Source organism: Barnesiella sp. (assembly GCF_022723415.1).
GTDB lineage: Bacteria > Bacteroidota > Bacteroidia > Bacteroidales > Barnesiellaceae > Barnesiella > Barnesiella intestinihominis.
In genome coordinates, this window is sequence record NZ_JAIJHU010000016.1 from 36948 (window position 1) to 52380 (window position 15433).

The following is a 15433-nucleotide window of genomic DNA, read 5'->3' on the forward strand; positions in this document are numbered from 1 at the left end:
GAACTTCAAATAGATAAAAGATTATGAAGTTAGATAGATTTATCAACCGCCCGGTATTATCGACCGTTATTTCCATTTTTATGGTCATACTGGGTGTTATAGGACTTGTATTTTTACCGATTACGCAATATCCAGATATTGCTCCTCCTACTATACAAGTTTCGACAACTTATACAGGAGCTAACGCTCAAACCATATTGAATAGTGTTATAGCTCCGTTGGAAGAGTCCATAAATGGTGTGGAAAACATGCTATACATGACTTCTACGGCAACCAATACAGGATCGGCGTCGATCAACGTATATTTTAAGCAAGGAACCGATCCCGATATGGCTGCCGTGAATGTGCAGAACAGGGTTGCTAAGGCTCAAAATCTGTTGCCGGCAGAAGTAACGCGGGTGGGTGTGATTACCGAAAAACGTCAGACGAGTATGTTGATGGTATTCTCTCTGTTCAGTCCCGACGACCGGTACAGCTTGGAGTTCCTTGAAAATTATGCAAAAATTAATGTCCTCCCCTTAATTCAGCGTGTATCTGGTGTCGGTGCTGCCGATGTTATGGCGACAGACTATTCTATGCGTATTTGGTTGAAACCCGATGTTATGGCGCAATATGGTTTGATGCCGGCGGATATTGCAGGTATTTTGGCTGAGCAGAATATCGAAGCCGCTCCCGGTCAGTTCGGAGATCAGGGAAATCAATCGTTCCAATACGTTTTGACCTATAAAGGCCGTTTACAAACCCCTGAGGAGTTTGGTAATATGGTGATACGAGCAAACGACGATGGGCAAATTTTGTACTTGAAAGATGTTGCCGATATTGAATTAGGTCGGTTGACCTATGGGTTTAAAAACTTCCAGAACGGGCATAATGCGGTAAGTGCGATGGTCTATCAGGCTGCCGGATCCAATGCCACTGCAATTATCGGCGATATTACAAATTTGTTGGAAGATATAAAGAAAGACCTTCCCCCCGGAATGGAAATCGAAACGACTTTGAATGCTAACGACTTCCTGTTTGCTTCGATTCACGAGGTAATCAAGACCCTTATCGAAGCCTTTATTTTGGTGTTCTTTGTAGTGTATGTCTTCTTGCAAGATTTCCGTTCGACGTTGATTCCCGCTATCGCTATTCCGGTGTCGTTGATCGGTACGTTCTTTGCCTTGTATTTGATGGGATTTAGTTTGAACTTGTTGACTCTTTGTGCATTGGTTCTTGCCATTGCGATTGTGGTCGATGATGCCATAGTGGTCGTCGAGGGAGTCCATGCTAAGTTGGATCAAGGATATAAGTCACCCCGTAAAGCATCTATCGATGCCATGCGCGAGCTTTCTGGCGCTATCATTTCGATTACGTTGGTGATGATGTCGGTGTTTATTCCGGTAAGTTTCATGCCGGGAACTTCGGGAACATTCTATCGGCAGTTCGGTCTCACGATGGCATTTGCCATTGGTTTCTCGGCGATCAACGCATTGACGCTGAGTCCGGCTTTGTGTGCTATTTTATTGAAACCTCACAATAAAGACGGACATGAAAATAAAAAAACATCGTTTATCGATCGTTTTCATATAGCGTTTAATGCAGCATACAACACGATGCTCTCCAAATATAAAAATGGGGTTACCCATTTTGTCCATCATAAAAAACTTTCGTTTGCGGGAGTTATCGTAGGAGTTATTGTCTTGGTTATTTTAATGAACATCACTCCTACGGGACTTGTCCCGAATGAAGATACAGGTACGATAATGATTACAGCCGATTTGCAGCCGGGAACTTCTCAGGAACGTACGGAGAAAATTCTTATGGAGGTAGATAGTATTATCGCTACTCATCCGGCAGTAAAAAGTCGTACACAAATTTTAGGATTCAGTTTTATCGGTGGACAAGGGAATACCTATGGCTCTTTTATCGTGAAATTGAAAGATTGGGACGAACGTACCGGAAAAGGTATGGATGCCAATTCTGTAATCGGGACTCTTTATATGAAGTTCGCTACGGAAATAAAGGATGCCCGTGTATTGTGTTTTGCTCCGCCTATGATTCCGGGGTACAGTATCAGTAATGGTTTCGAGTTGAACTTGCAGGACAAGACCGGTGGTTCGCTGGATCATTTTTATGAAGTCGCTCAAAATTTCTTAGCTGAGCTGATGAAGCGACCGGAGATAGCGATGGCCTCGACGACATTTAATCCTTCGTTCCCGCAGTATATGGTCGATGTCGATGTCGCCAAATGTAAACAGGCCGGTATTAGCCCGAGCGATGTGCTGGCGGCTCTACAAGGTTATTTGGGAGGTATGTACTCTTCTAACTTTAACCGTTTCGGTAAATTGTACCGTGTCATGATACAAGCAGAACCGAGTGCTCGGGCCAATCCCGAAAGTCTGAACAACATAAAAATTCGTAATGGTTCAGAGATGGCTCCGATTACCAATTTCATTACCTTGAAAAAGGTATATGGTCCCGATAATATCAAGCGTTTCAATATGTTTACGGCTATGACTATTAACGGTAATCCGGCCGACGGATATAGTTCTGGTGAAGCTATTAAAGCTATCGAGGAAGTCGCCGCCGAAACATTGCCGGTAGGTTATGGATATGAGTTCTCGGGTATGACCCGTGAAGAGCAGGGTTCGAGCAGTGGTACGACAGCTATTATCTTTATGTTGTGCTTGGTATTTGTTTACCTGTTGTTAAGTGCTCAATACGAAAGTTACATTTTGCCGCTTTCGGTAATCCTCTCGATACCGTTTGGATTGGCCGGTAGCTTTATATTTGCATTGATGATGGGAGTCGAGAATAATATCTATTTGCAAATCGCTTTGATTATGCTTATCGGTTTGTTGGCGAAGAATGCGATTCTTATCGTAGAGTTTGCGTTGGATCGTCGTCGTACGGGTATGCCTATTATCAATGCGGCCATCGATGGAGCGGCAGCCCGTCTGCGTCCTATCTTGATGACGTCATTGGCGATGGTTATCGGTTTGTTGCCTATGATGTTTGCCAGTGGAGTAGGTGCTAACGGTAACGGCACTCTGGGAGCCGGAGCCGTGGGAGGTATGCTCATCGGTATGATATGTCAGATATTTATTGTTCCGGCTTTGTTCGTTGTCTTCCAGATTATTCAAGAAAAGATTAAACCTCTTAAATGGAACGATCTTGATAATTCGGAGGTTATTTCGGAGATTGAACAATATTCCAAATAAATTTGAGGTAACTCTATAAAACAGAGAATATATGAAACGAATTCTTTTATATACCGTGTGTGGTTTAGCTATGCTCACTATGTTTAATAGCTGCCACATATATAATAAATATCATCGACCCGATGTCGATGTAGAAGGCTTGTTCCGAGATACTGTCGCGGCAGGCGATACCCTTGCGGCAGATTCCTTGAATATGGGGAATTTGCCGTGGGAAGAAGTCTTTACCGACACGATATTGCAGAATCTCATACGCATTGGATTAGAAAAAAATAGCGATCTGCAAAGTGCCATGTTGCAAGTAGAAGCGGCTCAGGCTAGTTTCAATGCCGCTCGCTTGGCGTTTTTGCCAACGTTGAATTTGACTCCGCAAGGCGGTGTAAGTAGTTTCGATGGTAGCAAAGCCTCATGGACTTACAATGCGCCGGTTACGGCAAGTTGGGAGATCGATATATTTGGAAGAGTGCTGAATTCAAAACGCAATGCAAAAGCTGTATTAATGCAAAGCGAAGCGTATGAACAAGCGGTTCGTACACAGATTATCGCTACCATAGCTAATGGTTATTACACCTTGTTGATGCTCGATAAGCAACTCGCTGTTACGGAAGAGACCGCTTTGTTGTGGGAAAAGAGCGTGGAGACGATAAAAGCGATGAAGATTGGAGGCATGACAAATGAAGCTGCGGTAGCGCAAAGTGAAGCGAATAGCTATATGATTGCGGCTTCGATACCGGCTTTGCGGCAACAGATAAGAGAAGCGGAAAACAGTTTGTCCACATTGCTTTATCAAGCGCCCCAATCGATCGAGAGAGGAACGTTTGAAGACCAGAAACTCCCCGAAATGTTACAAGTGGGAGTCCCGGTTCAATTACTTTCCAATCGTCCCGATGTACGGTCGGCAGAGCTCTCGTTGGCTGCGGCATATTATACTACGAATATAGCGCGGTCTGCCTTTTATCCCAACTTGGTAATTTCGGGATCTGCCGGATGGACCAACTCTGCCGGGAGCATGATCGTTAATCCCGGAAAAGTGTTGCTGTCTGCGGCTGCATCGTTGGTACAACCGATATTCAATCATGGCAGTAATGTCGCGAATCTGAAAGCTGCCAAAGCTCAGCAGAAGATGGCTGCTATTAATTTCCAACAGACAATCCTTAATGCAGGAAAAGAGGTAAGCAATGCTCTTTATCAAATTCAAACGACAAAGGAAACTCTTGTAAATAGAAATCGGCAGGTTGCTTCTTTGGAAAGAGCTGTTGAAGCTACCGAGTCGTTGATGAAGCTGGGTACTTCGACCTATCTCGAAGTCCTTACGGCTCAACAGTCGTTGTTGAATGCCCAGTTGTCCCAGATTTCCGATTCGTATCAATGCATGGTCGCTGTCGTCAGTTTGTATCATGCCTTAGGCGGAGGACGGGAAATAGAGGAAAATACGAAGTAAAAATTAAAAATAATATACTATGATTAGTCCGTTAGCGTACGTCGATTCCAAAGCGGTGATTGGGAACAATGTGACGATTCACCCCTTTGCTTATATCGATAAAGATGTTGTCATTGGAGACAATTGTGTGATATATCCATACGCCAGTGTTTTGGCGGGAACTGTCATGGGAAAAAACAATCGGGTTTTTCAAGGTGCTATTTTGGGCGCCGAGCCGCAGGATTTCCATTATAAAGGCGATGCTACCCGGTTGTCTATCGGGGACGATAATATGATTCGAGAATATGTTATCATCAATAGAGCTACGACTCCCGAAGGAGAAACTGTCATTGGAAATAGAATTTGTCTGTTGAAAGGAACACGTATCGGACACGACTGCCGTGTGGACGACGATTGCATTTTAGGTATCGATTGCGACCTCTCGGGAGAGTGTCATATTCATAGTAAAGCAATTCTCGCCGGACGTGTAATCGTGAAAGAGCGCTGTCGGGTAGGTAGCTGGACTTTGGTGAAAAGCGGTTGCCGTACGGGTAAAGATATACCTCCGTATATTTTAGCTGCACATAATCCCATTACATATAAGGGAATAAATGCATTTATTCTTAGACGGCGAGGATTCAGTGAGGCTACTATCGAGAATATCGCTTTGGCTTATCGACAGATATATCAGTCGGGTACTAGTCTTGAAAATGCAGTGCTTCGTATTAAAGAAGTGGTGGAGCCAAGTCCCGAAATTGATTATATTCTATCTTTTATAGAAGATTCGAAAATGGGTATAATTGCTACCTATGGAGAAGAAAAATAAAGTAGAAAAGTAGACTGAAAGAAACCCCGGTTATTTTTAACCGGGGTTTCTTTTTATAAATGCCTATTCTCTTTTTTTTTATTTTAAATATATAAATATTTGATTATTATATAATTATGTGCTTTCTGGATCGCCTAAGTCTAATAGTGTTTGTTTTTATTAACGAAATAGCACATAATTAAGCGGTGAAAACTATTTTGGTTTCCAAAGTTTTCTATACATTTGCCGCAATAATGGGATAATTATTATGAATACAGAGTTACAACAACGAATTATCAAGCAGGCAACCCGTATGTTTTTGTGTAACGGAATTAAATCTGTTACAATGGATATGATTGCGTCTCAATTAGGTATCTCGAAACGGACTCTTTATGAAAACTTCAAGGAAAAGAACGAGTTATTATTGGCTTGTTTGGAAAGTCAGGAAATGGAAAGAAGGGCTCGGTTGGAGGTATATTTTGCCAATCGAAAGAATGTGATTGATTTGTTGTTGAATGTTTATGAAGATATCCTCCGTTTCATGCGGAATACAAGCCCCATGTTTTTTGTGGATATGGAACGATATTATCCGAGAGTTAATGATAAGTATGAGAATGATAAGGAATGCCATAAACAAGCTACGGTCGATTTATTGAAAGAAGGTGTCGGTGAAGGTGTGATACGAGCCGATATCAATATGGAGATTGTAGCGACGCTATTGACTTTTCAATTTGAACTTTTAAAAAAATCAGATCAAATATTTAATTCTAAATATACTTTTACCGAGATTTTTGAAACGATATTTAAGAGCTTTATTCGAGGAATAGCTACTCCGGAGGGAGTAAAATATACAGATGAATTTTTTGAGGAGAATAGATAAAAAGATGGTAAAAACTTTAATGATGAAAAAAGACGTATGAACAAAATGACGATCATGCACCGAGTCGGTGCTATGTTGATGCTGTTCCTTTTCCCCGGAATATCTTGGGCTCAGGAACAGAAAGTTCAATCGGTAACTCTCGATTTGAAAACAGCTATCGGTATAGCGCTCAATGAGAATCCAACTATAAAGGTTGCCGATGTGGAAATAGAGAAGAAAGATTATTCCAAAAAGGAAGTTATTGCGGGTCTGTTTCCTCGAATCGATGCTTCTGCTTCATACAGTCGCACGATAGAGAAGCAGACTATGTACATGGATTCAAAAGCCTTTAACGTAGGAGCTATGTTTGATCCGGTGTTTAATGCCATGTCCCAATTGCACCCCGAATTCAAGGCTCCTGATCTTGGGGGAGGAACTAGCTCCTCCGATGGAATGAAAGTCGGTACGGACAATACCTATTCGGTAGGATTTAGTGCTTCGTTGCCGATTATCGCCCCCCAATTGTGGAAAAGCGTTCAATTGTCGAGTGCCGATGTCGAACAAGCGGTAGAAGCAGCTCGTTCCTCTCGGTTGAGTTTGGTTAATCAAGTAGAGAAGGCATATTATAGTCTGTTGTTGGCGCAAAACTCCTATGATGTTATCAAAATGAGTTATGACAATGCCAAGTTAAATGCAAGGGATTACAAAAATAAGTTTGAACAGGGAACAGCTTCGGAGTACGATGTGTTAAGGGCCGAGGTGCAAGTCCGTAATCTCGAACCTACATTATTGCAAACCGAGAACAGCGTCAAATTGAGTAAACTTCAATTGAAGGTTCTGATGGGTATGGATATGACGGTTGATATAGAAGTGACCGACAAATTAGACGATTATGAGGCATCCATGTATGAAGAGACTTTGAATATCGATACCTCGCTTGAACAAAATACCGATTTGCGTAAATTGGATTTACAAACGGCCTATTTGAAAAAGGCAGTCGACGTACAACGCATGGCTTGGTTTCCCACCTTATCGGCGACAGCCAATTATAATTGGATATCGATGAGTTATGGCGGTATGTTTGATGACTTCCGATGGAATCCCTATTCTACGGTAGGACTTTCTTTATCGTTGCCGATATTTCAAGGTGGGGCTCGTCACTTTAAAATAAAACAAGCTAAATCGAATGTCTTGCAGTTGGGACTACAACGAGATAACTTGGTAAACTCTCTTTCGATGCAAGTGCAAATGTCGATGGATAATATCCAGAAATCTATAAAACAGATTGCTTCCAATAAAGAAGGTGTTCGACAAGCCGAGAAAGCATATTCCATCATGCAAAAAAGTTTCGAGATCGGTTCTGCTACCTTTGTAGAGCTTAATGATGCCGACTTGGCATTGACAAACTCCCGTCTCTCCTATAATCAAGCCATATACGATTTCTTGGCGGCAAAATCCGATTTGCAATTGCTACTGGGAAATACCGATTTGGAACAATATAAACAAGTGGAAAAGCAAGATAAGTAACCCATTCATAGAATAATATAAGAAAATAAATATATGAGAAGAAATCATTTTTTTAACGTAATGGCTGTTTGTGCGGCCTTGTCGTTTGTCGCTTGTTCCGGACAGAAGGAGACTGTCGAACAAGTTGAGGAAGAAACTGTTCAACTTGTGAAAATTGCTAAGGTTATGGAGCAGGCTGTTCCGCAGGTCGTTTCATATACAGCTACGGTAGAGCCCTATAAGCGCAATTTGATTAGTTCGTCTGTTCCCAATCGTATCAAAAAAATATATGTAGAAGTCGGTGATAAAGTCTATGCCGGACAAAAATTGGTAGATTTGGATCAAGCCAATTTAGCTCAGCAGAAGTTACAGTTGGACAATTTGGAGTTGGAGTATAACCGTGTAAAGGAGCTTTTTGCCGTAGGCGGAGCTTCTCAGCAGCAAGTAGATCAGTTGCGTACGCAATATGAGACGACCAAGACCGCTTATGAAAATTTAAATGAAAATACGGTTTTGCTAAGTCCCGTAAACGGTGTGGTGACTGCACGTAATTTTGATAATGGCGATATGGCCAGTGGAGCTATTTTAACGGTGATGCAGATACAGCCTGTAAAAGTGTTGGTCAATGTGTCGGAAAGCGATTTCACGAAAGTTAAGGTAGGTATGCCGGTCGATGTAAATGTCGAGGTATATGGCAATGAAGTTTTCAAGGGAAAAGTATCCTTGATACACCCCACGGTAGATGCAACCACCCGCACATTTGTGACCGAGATCAATATACCCAATACCGATAGCCGTATCCGTCCGGGCATGTTTGCCCGCGTCAATATCGACTTTGGAGATGTCGATCGAGTTGTTGTTCCCGATCAAGCCGTTGTAAAACGTTCCGGATCTGGCGATAGATTCGTTTATGTATATAAAGACGGGAAAGTGTCGTTTAATCAAGTTCAGTTAGGGCGTCATATAGACAAAACTTATGAATTGATTTCTGGTGTAGAGAATGGAGCCGAAGTTGTGATCGCCGGTCAATCCAGATTGAAAGATGGAGCCTCTGTGAAAATTGCAGAGTGATTTTAAGATACCTAATTAAACTATTCACACATTAAAGAAAAATTATATGAGTCTATATGAAGGTTCGGTAAAGAAGCCAATTATGACGTCATTGTGCTTTGTCGCAGTGGCTATCTTAGGTATCTTTTCCCTTACAAAGCTGCCTATTGACCTCTATCCCGATATTGAGACCAATACGATTATGGTCATGACAGCGTATCCCGGAGCCAGTGCTGCCGATATAGAGAATAACCTTACTCGTCCGTTGGAGAATGCACTGAATGCGGTGAGCGATTTGAAGCACATTACTTCGGAGTCGAAAGAAAATATATCGTTGATTACCCTTGAATTTGAGTTCGGTGAAGATATAGATGTACTGACGAACGATGTGCGCGATAAATTGGATATGGTAAAATCGGAACTGCCCGATGAGGCGGAAAATCCCATTATTTTCAAATTTAGTTCCGATATGATTCCCATTGTGCTGCTTTCTGTTCAGGCGAATGAAAGTATGCCGGCACTGTATAAAATCCTCGATGATAACGTCGCCAGTCCTTTGGCGCGTATCAGTGGAGTCGGTTCTGTCTCTATCAGCGGTGCTCCCGAAAGAGAAATACAGGTTTATGTGGATCCGGTCAAACTCGAAGCCTATAATCTCAGCATCGAAGCTATTTCGTCGGTTATTGGCGCTGAAAATAGGAATATACCGGGAGGTACGTTTGATGTCGGTTCGGAAACTTATTCATTGCGTGTGCAAGGGGAGTTTAGCGACGCCGCGCAAATGAACGATATCGTAGTCGGTAATTTCGGTGGAAAGACAATCTATTTAAGAGATGTCGCCGTCGTACACGATTCAGTCGAAGAGCGGGCGCAAGAAACCTATAACAATGGAGTACAAGGGGCGATGATTATCGTCCAGAAACAGTCGGGGGCGAACTCTGTGGAAATCTCCGATGCCGTTATGGAAGCACTGCCTAGATTACAGAAAAATTTGCCGAGCGATGTGAAGTTAGGTGTGATTGTCGATACTTCGGATAATATTCGGAACACGATTGATACGTTGTTCGAAACCGTTATTTTGGCATTAATCTTTGTGTCGATTGTGGTATTCCTGTTTTTGGGTCGGTGGAGAGCTACTGTTATCATCGTCATTACCATACCTATATCTTTGGTAGCATCGTTCATTTATTTGGCGGCTACGGGAAATTCGTTGAATATTATTTCTCTTTCTTCTCTTTCGATCGCTATCGGTATGGTGGTCGATGATGCTATTGTGGTACTTGAAAATGTGACGAATCATATCGAGCGGGGAAGTGAGCCGATGCAGGCCGCCGTTCATGGAACGAATGAAGTGGGACTTTCTGTGGTGGCATCTACGTTGACGCTTATCGCCGTGTTCTTCCCGTTGACATTGGTGACAGGTATGACCGGAGTTCTTTTCCAACAATTAGGTTGGATGGTAACCATCATTATGGTTATTTCTATCGTGTGCGCTTTGGCCTTGACTCCCATGCTTTGTTCTCGTATGTTGAAGTTGCAACCGAAACAATCTAAGGCTTTCAAGATACTTTACGGTCCCATTGAGAGAGGATTGGACAGTTTCGACAATGCCTATGCACGTCTGTTGCATTGGGCGGTAGGACACCGCACGATAGTTATTATTTCGTGTATGTCTTTCTTTGTTCTCAGTTTATTCTTGGTTCGGTTCGTGGGAACGGAGTTTATGCCTACTCAGGATAATGGGCGTATAGGGGTAATCGTGGAATTACCTATTGGAACGCGTACTGAAATTTCCAAAGAGATAGGTATGCGGTTGTATAATCAATGGATGGAACAATATCCCGAAATTGAAGTTTGTAACTTTACGGCAGGACAGGCCAGTACAGACAATACCTTTGCTTCGATGAGTAAGAACGGTTCTCATATTTTGACCTTTAATATCAGTTTGAGTGATCCGGGAGAACGGAAGAGAACACTGTCGGAGATTTGTGATTTGATGCGTAAAGATTTGGCGGGATATCCCGAAATTAAGAAATCGCAAGTGAATTTAGGTGGTGGTATGTCGGCTATGGGTGGTGAGACCATGCTTGATTACGAAATCTATGGTTATTCGTTCGAAGAGACCGATAGTGTAGCGGCTCAGCTCTCTGCTTTACTCCGGGATATAAAGGGTGTCAGCGAGGTTCGTATTAGTCGTTCCGATTATCAGCCTGAGTATCAAGTGGATTTCGACCGGGAGAAATTGGCTCTTAATGGTCTTAACTTGGCGACAGCTGCTACTTATTTAAGAAATCGTATTAATGGAGCTACGGCTTCCCAGTTCCGTGAGGAAGGAGAGGAATATGATATTAAAGTAATGTATGCTCCCGAATATCGTACGTCGATAGATGACATAGAAAATATTGTCGTTTATAATGCTCAGGGAAAAGGCGTTCGTGTGAAAGAATTAGGAACGGTCGTAGAGCGGTTTGCCCCGCCGACGATTGACCGTAAAGACCGTGAGCGTATCAATACGGTCTCGGCTATTCTGTCGGGAGCTGCGATGAGCGATGTTGTTGCTGCGGCTCAGGAAAAAATAGACCAAATGTCGCTTCCTTCGGGTATCAGTATACAATTGTCCGGTACTTATGAGGATCAACAGGATTCTTTTGGCGACTTATTTACTTTGATGTATCTCATCGTGATTTTGGTGTTCATTGTAATGGCTGCCCAATTCGAGTCATTGACCTATCCGTTTATCATTATGTTCTCGTTGCCTTTTGCATTCTCTGGTGTGTTCTTGGCCCTGTGGTTATCGGGCAATACGTTGAATGTGATGTCGTTGATCGGTGCGATAATGCTTATTGGTATTGTGGTGAAAAATGGTATCGTGCTTATCGACTATATATCGTTGAACCGGGAAAGAGGTATGGGAATACGTGAAGCCGTTGTAACAGGTGGACATTCTCGTTTGCGTCCTGTAATCATGACGACTTTAACTACGATTTTAGGTATGGTTCCTATGGCTATCGGTACGGGGCAAGGTTCTGAAATGTGGAGGCCGATGGGTACGGCGGTGATCGGTGGTTTGACAGTATCTACGATTTTGACATTGATTCTCATACCTGTACTTTATTGTGTATTTGCCTCTGTCGGTGTGAAGCGCAAACGCAAGAAACATCACGAACGGCTGCTTCAAGATGTAAAGATAAATTCTAATAACTAAATCAAAATGTTCTGTTTTCCTTTTCCGATTCTGGGAAAAGGAAAACAGAACACTAAAAATATAATTCGATATGAAATCTGTTCTTATCACTTTTGATCAAGCTCACTATGTGCGAATTATCGAACTGTTGGATAAACTCTCTTGTCGGGGGTTCTCTTATTTCGAACAGATGAGAGGACGTGGTTCCAAAACAGGGGAACCCCACTATGGCAGTCATGCATGGCCTTCCATGTGTTCTGCCATTATAACCGTTGTCGAGGATAGTAAAGTAGAGCCACTGTTGGAAAAACTGCATCAGATGGACGAGGCTACTCCCCAGCTTGGTCTACGGGCCTTTGTCTGGAATATAGAGCAAGCAATTTGAGCCGGATTTGAAATAAATAGAAACATGAAAGAGGCTGTCCCAAGATAAAAAATGGGGCAGCCTCTTCTGCATAAAGGTAGATAAGTCTTTTCGTGAATTTGTTTGTGCCGTTTTGGAGGGTACAATTTTCTTTCTTTTTTGGAAAAGACCGTTTCTGAAATTCAAAAGTTGCACGTCCCTCCGATTTCGTGTACCTTTGTAAATCCTTTAATTTTGTTTGTTATGAAAATTCTTCTCGATGTACATACTCATACGGTTGCTAGCGGACATGCTTTCAGTACTTTACAGGAGATGGTTCGCACGGCGGCCGATAAAGGCCTGCAAATATTGGGTATTACAGAACACACGGGTGGCATTCCGGGAACTTGTTCACCCATATATTTTAGGAATTTACCGGTGGTCCCGCGATTGATGTATGGGGTGGAACTCTTATTAGGTGCCGAGATAAATATAGTGGATTATGAAGGTTCTCTCGACTTGGAAGAGGAATATTTTAAGTTTTTGGATATTCGCATAGCCGGACTTCATTCGCTTTGTTATCGGCCGGGAACGGTCGAGCAGAATACATCGGCTGTGGAAGGTGCTATACGTAATGGTCATATCGACATTATCAGTCACCCCGGTGACGGTACGGCCAATCTGTTTTTTGAACCGTTAGTGCTGGCTGCCAAAGAGAACGGGGTGTTGTTGGAAATAAACAACAGTTCTCTCAATCCATATCGCCATAAGGAGAAAGCGAGAGAAAATAATTTGGAAATCCTGCGTTTGTGCAAACGTTATGAGCAACCTGTCATTTTGGGGAGTGATGCCCATATCTCTTTTTCCATCGCCGATTACAGATGGCTGTATCCTCTGTTGGTGGAGACTGAGTTTCCCGAAGAGCTTATTCTCAATGATAAGCCCGATGTGTTCAAAGCTCGATTGAAACGCAACCGGGAGGAAATGCTCGTTTAGAATTTCGTCATTCCGTATTTATCGAATGTTTTCTTACGGGAAATCCATAGGGTGAGCAAAACCGATATGAGCGAAGAGGCGAAAATGGTTATCATTAACATGATTTGATATTTGATGGCTACGCTCGGGCTGCTGCCTCCTAAAATTTGTCCGGTCATAGTTCCCGGAAGGGCGATAAGTCCCATGACAGCCATTGATGCGATCGTGGGGTTGAACGATTTGATGAGGGCTTCACGCATGAAGGGGGTTAGGGCTTCGCTGGGAGATGCGCCGTTCCCCAACAGATAAAGGTATAATTGTCGTTCTCTGTTTAGAGAGCCGTAAAACGAATTGAGAGCGATAACGTTGGCCGATAGCATATTGCCTAAAATCATACCGCTGATGGGAATGAAATATCGGGCGGTAAAGATTTTTTCCGGGCGAACGACTAAGCCTAAGAAGTAAAAGTCTATGATGAGTAGTGAGACGAGAAATGCAACGGAAACAGTCATGAATAAAGTTCGTACGGGTAAGTGGGTTCGTTTCAGTGCGGTCGATGAAGCTATGATTATCATGAGCAATATCCATAACAGATTTATCCACAGTTTATCCCATAAAAACAGGTATTCGAGATAAAATCCGATGAGGAAGAGTTGTACGGTCATACGTAGCGCGGCAATAAGCGTGTCTTTTACCAAACCGGTACGGTAACGGTAGAGAAAATAGGTAGGGATTATCAATAACAGAAATCCCAAAGCCATGTGTCCGTATCCGATATTTATTGTTTCCATAATCAGTCTCCGATGTATATTTTTCGGTCGAACGCCTCTATGAAGCGAGTGTCGTGCGACACCATCACTACGGTTGTTTCCCGCATGGCGTGAATGTAATCGATGATAAGAGAAATAGAGTCGGGATCGAGAGCCGAGGTAGGTTCGTCCAAAAGAACGATTTTTTTGTTTAACAAAGCCGTTATCATCAGCATAATGCGCTGGCGCTGTCCTCCCGATATTTCAATAGAGCGTTTTTCATACAGTTCGGGTTCCAGTCCGAGTCTTGCGAAATGATTCAGGATAGTTTCTTTCGTAGGTCTCGACGGTTGGTTTATTTTTAGCCTGAAAGGGGCTGCGATCAGTTCTTCGACTGTTTCAAACGGAAGAGTGAACTCTTGGGGCAACCATGCGGTTATCCGTCGTATTTGTTGTATGGCAACGCTGTCGAGGATTTTACCGTTTATACGGACAGAGCCTTCGTCTGGTAAAACAAAGCCGGCTACCGAAGCAAGAAGGGTGCTTTTACCGTGTCCCGAAGGTCCGTAAAGCACCACTTTCTCGCCGGAGCTGATGCAACACGAGAAGTGTTGCATCAGAGGCTTGTTGTCATAAATGAAAGTTATGTTGTCGAATTCGATCATTTTTGTTGGTCGGTAGTTGTAGCTTGCGGCTTCAACCAACGGTCGAGCCAACGGAAGAAAATTCTTTGCCACAGTACGCCGTTCTGAGGCTTCAATATCCAGTGGTTTTCATCGGGGAAGATGAGCATTTCTGCCGGAACTCCTCGCAGTTTGGCTGCGTTGAACGCCGACATACCTTGAGAGGCAAGAATGCGGAAGTCATATTCTCCGTGAGTGATGAGTATGGGGGTGTCCCATTGGTCTACGAATTTATGCGGCGATGTAGCGAACGTACGTTGTGCCGTGGCATTCTTTTTATCCCACGGAGCTCCGCCCATATCCCAGTTGGCAAACCACATTTCTTCGGTTTCTACATATTGTTGTTCGAGGTTATAGATACCTGCGTGGGCGATAAATGCTTTGAATCGTTTTTGGTGATGTCCGGCCAGCCAATAGACCGAGAATCCTCCGTAGCTGGCGCCAACTGCGCCCATGTGGTCGCCGTCGATGAACGGTTCTTTTTTCATTTCATCGGTCGCACTGAAATAGTCTTTCATGTTTTGGCCACCGTAGTCTCCGCTGATTTGTTCGAGCCATTCTTGACCGAATCCATAGAGACCCCGACGGTTGGGTGCGATAACGATATATCCGTTGGCAGCCATTAATTGCAGATTCCAACGGTAAGACCAGAATTGGCT

12 protein-coding genes are annotated in these 15433 nt (G+C 43.1%); 9 read left to right on the plus strand and 3 right to left on the minus strand.

Translation table 11 applies throughout. The features are described from left to right. Positions 1–23: 23 nt before the first annotated feature. From QVD32_RS05065 to QVD32_RS05105, 9 genes are all read left to right on the plus strand, one after another. Positions 24–3203, plus strand: a complete 3180-nt coding sequence (locus QVD32_RS05065) for an efflux RND transporter permease subunit (RefSeq protein WP_021891385.1) — start codon at positions 24–26, stop codon at positions 3201–3203. A 31-nt stretch (positions 3204–3234) separates the two neighbouring features. Further along, a complete protein-coding gene (locus tag QVD32_RS05070; RefSeq protein ID WP_021891384.1) occupies positions 3235–4641 on the plus strand; it encodes an efflux transporter outer membrane subunit in 1407 nt (468 codons plus the stop codon). Between the two features lie 19 nt (positions 4642–4660). Beyond that, entirely contained in the window at positions 4661–5446 is a 786-nt protein-coding gene (gene lpxA, locus QVD32_RS05075) for an acyl-ACP--UDP-N-acetylglucosamine O-acyltransferase (protein ID WP_021891383.1), read from the plus strand. Between the two features lie 247 nt (positions 5447–5693). Continuing rightward, a complete protein-coding gene (locus QVD32_RS05080) occupies positions 5694–6305 on the plus strand; it encodes a TetR/AcrR family transcriptional regulator (RefSeq protein ID WP_008861806.1) in 612 nt (203 codons plus the stop codon). A gap of 36 nt (positions 6306–6341) precedes the next feature. Continuing rightward, positions 6342–7811 (plus strand): TolC family protein, encoded by a 1470-nt coding sequence (locus QVD32_RS05085; RefSeq protein WP_021891381.1) that lies wholly within the window; start codon positions 6342–6344, stop codon positions 7809–7811. A gap of 33 nt (positions 7812–7844) precedes the next feature. Continuing rightward, positions 7845–8861, plus strand: a complete 1017-nt coding sequence (locus tag QVD32_RS05090) for an efflux RND transporter periplasmic adaptor subunit (RefSeq protein WP_021891380.1) — start codon at positions 7845–7847, stop codon at positions 8859–8861. A gap of 46 nt (positions 8862–8907) precedes the next feature. Next, a complete protein-coding gene (locus tag QVD32_RS05095) occupies positions 8908–12045 on the plus strand; it encodes an efflux RND transporter permease subunit (RefSeq protein WP_021891379.1) in 3138 nt (1045 codons plus the stop codon). A 70-nt stretch (positions 12046–12115) separates the two neighbouring features. Further along, positions 12116–12409, plus strand: coding sequence for a PG0541 family transporter-associated protein (locus QVD32_RS05100; RefSeq protein WP_008861810.1), 294 nt, complete (start codon positions 12116–12118; stop codon positions 12407–12409). 222 nt (positions 12410–12631) lie between these two features. After that, on the plus strand, positions 12632–13363 hold the full coding sequence (locus QVD32_RS05105) for a phosphatase (RefSeq protein ID WP_021891378.1): 732 nt from the start codon (positions 12632–12634) through the stop codon (positions 13361–13363). Here the strand turns inward: QVD32_RS05105 and QVD32_RS05110 are convergent. The 3 genes from QVD32_RS05110 to QVD32_RS05120 form a co-directional block, all read right to left on the minus strand. Next, the gene (locus QVD32_RS05110; RefSeq protein WP_021899655.1) at positions 13360–14133 is read right to left on the minus strand and encodes an ABC transporter permease; all 774 of its coding nucleotides are present in this window, start codon (positions 14131–14133) and stop codon (positions 13360–13362) included. The genes QVD32_RS05105 and QVD32_RS05110 overlap by 4 nt on opposite strands. Before the next feature lie 2 nt (positions 14134–14135). After that, positions 14136–14828, minus strand: a complete 693-nt coding sequence (locus QVD32_RS05115; RefSeq protein ID WP_287710158.1) for an ABC transporter ATP-binding protein — start codon at positions 14826–14828, stop codon at positions 14136–14138. Continuing rightward, positions 14753–15433: S9 family peptidase (locus QVD32_RS05120; protein WP_287710159.1), on the minus strand; the 681-nt coding region annotated here is incomplete at its 5' end. The genes QVD32_RS05115 and QVD32_RS05120, both read right to left, overlap by 76 nt.

Bases quoted from the DNA above. Each gene is read 5' to 3' on its own strand.
- QVD32_RS05065 (WP_021891385.1), top strand. From the start codon at position 24: ATGAAGTTAGATAGATTTATCAACCGCCCGGTATTATCGACCGTTATT.
- QVD32_RS05070 (WP_021891384.1), top strand. From the start codon at position 3,235: ATGAAACGAATTCTTTTATATACCGTGTGTGGTTTAGCTATGCTCACT.
- lpxA (WP_021891383.1), top strand. From the start codon at position 4,661: ATGATTAGTCCGTTAGCGTACGTCGATTCCAAAGCGGTGATTGGGAAC.
- QVD32_RS05080 (WP_008861806.1), top strand. From the start codon at position 5,694: ATGAATACAGAGTTACAACAACGAATTATCAAGCAGGCAACCCGTATG.
- QVD32_RS05085 (WP_021891381.1), top strand. From the start codon at position 6,342: ATGAACAAAATGACGATCATGCACCGAGTCGGTGCTATGTTGATGCTG.
- QVD32_RS05090 (WP_021891380.1), top strand. From the start codon at position 7,845: ATGAGAAGAAATCATTTTTTTAACGTAATGGCTGTTTGTGCGGCCTTG.
- QVD32_RS05095 (WP_021891379.1), top strand. From the start codon at position 8,908: ATGAGTCTATATGAAGGTTCGGTAAAGAAGCCAATTATGACGTCATTG.
- QVD32_RS05100 (WP_008861810.1), top strand. From the start codon at position 12,116: ATGAAATCTGTTCTTATCACTTTTGATCAAGCTCACTATGTGCGAATT.
- QVD32_RS05105 (WP_021891378.1), top strand. From the start codon at position 12,632: ATGAAAATTCTTCTCGATGTACATACTCATACGGTTGCTAGCGGACAT.
- QVD32_RS05110 (WP_021899655.1), bottom strand. From the start codon at position 14,133: ATGGAAACAATAAATATCGGATACGGACACATGGCTTTGGGATTTCTG.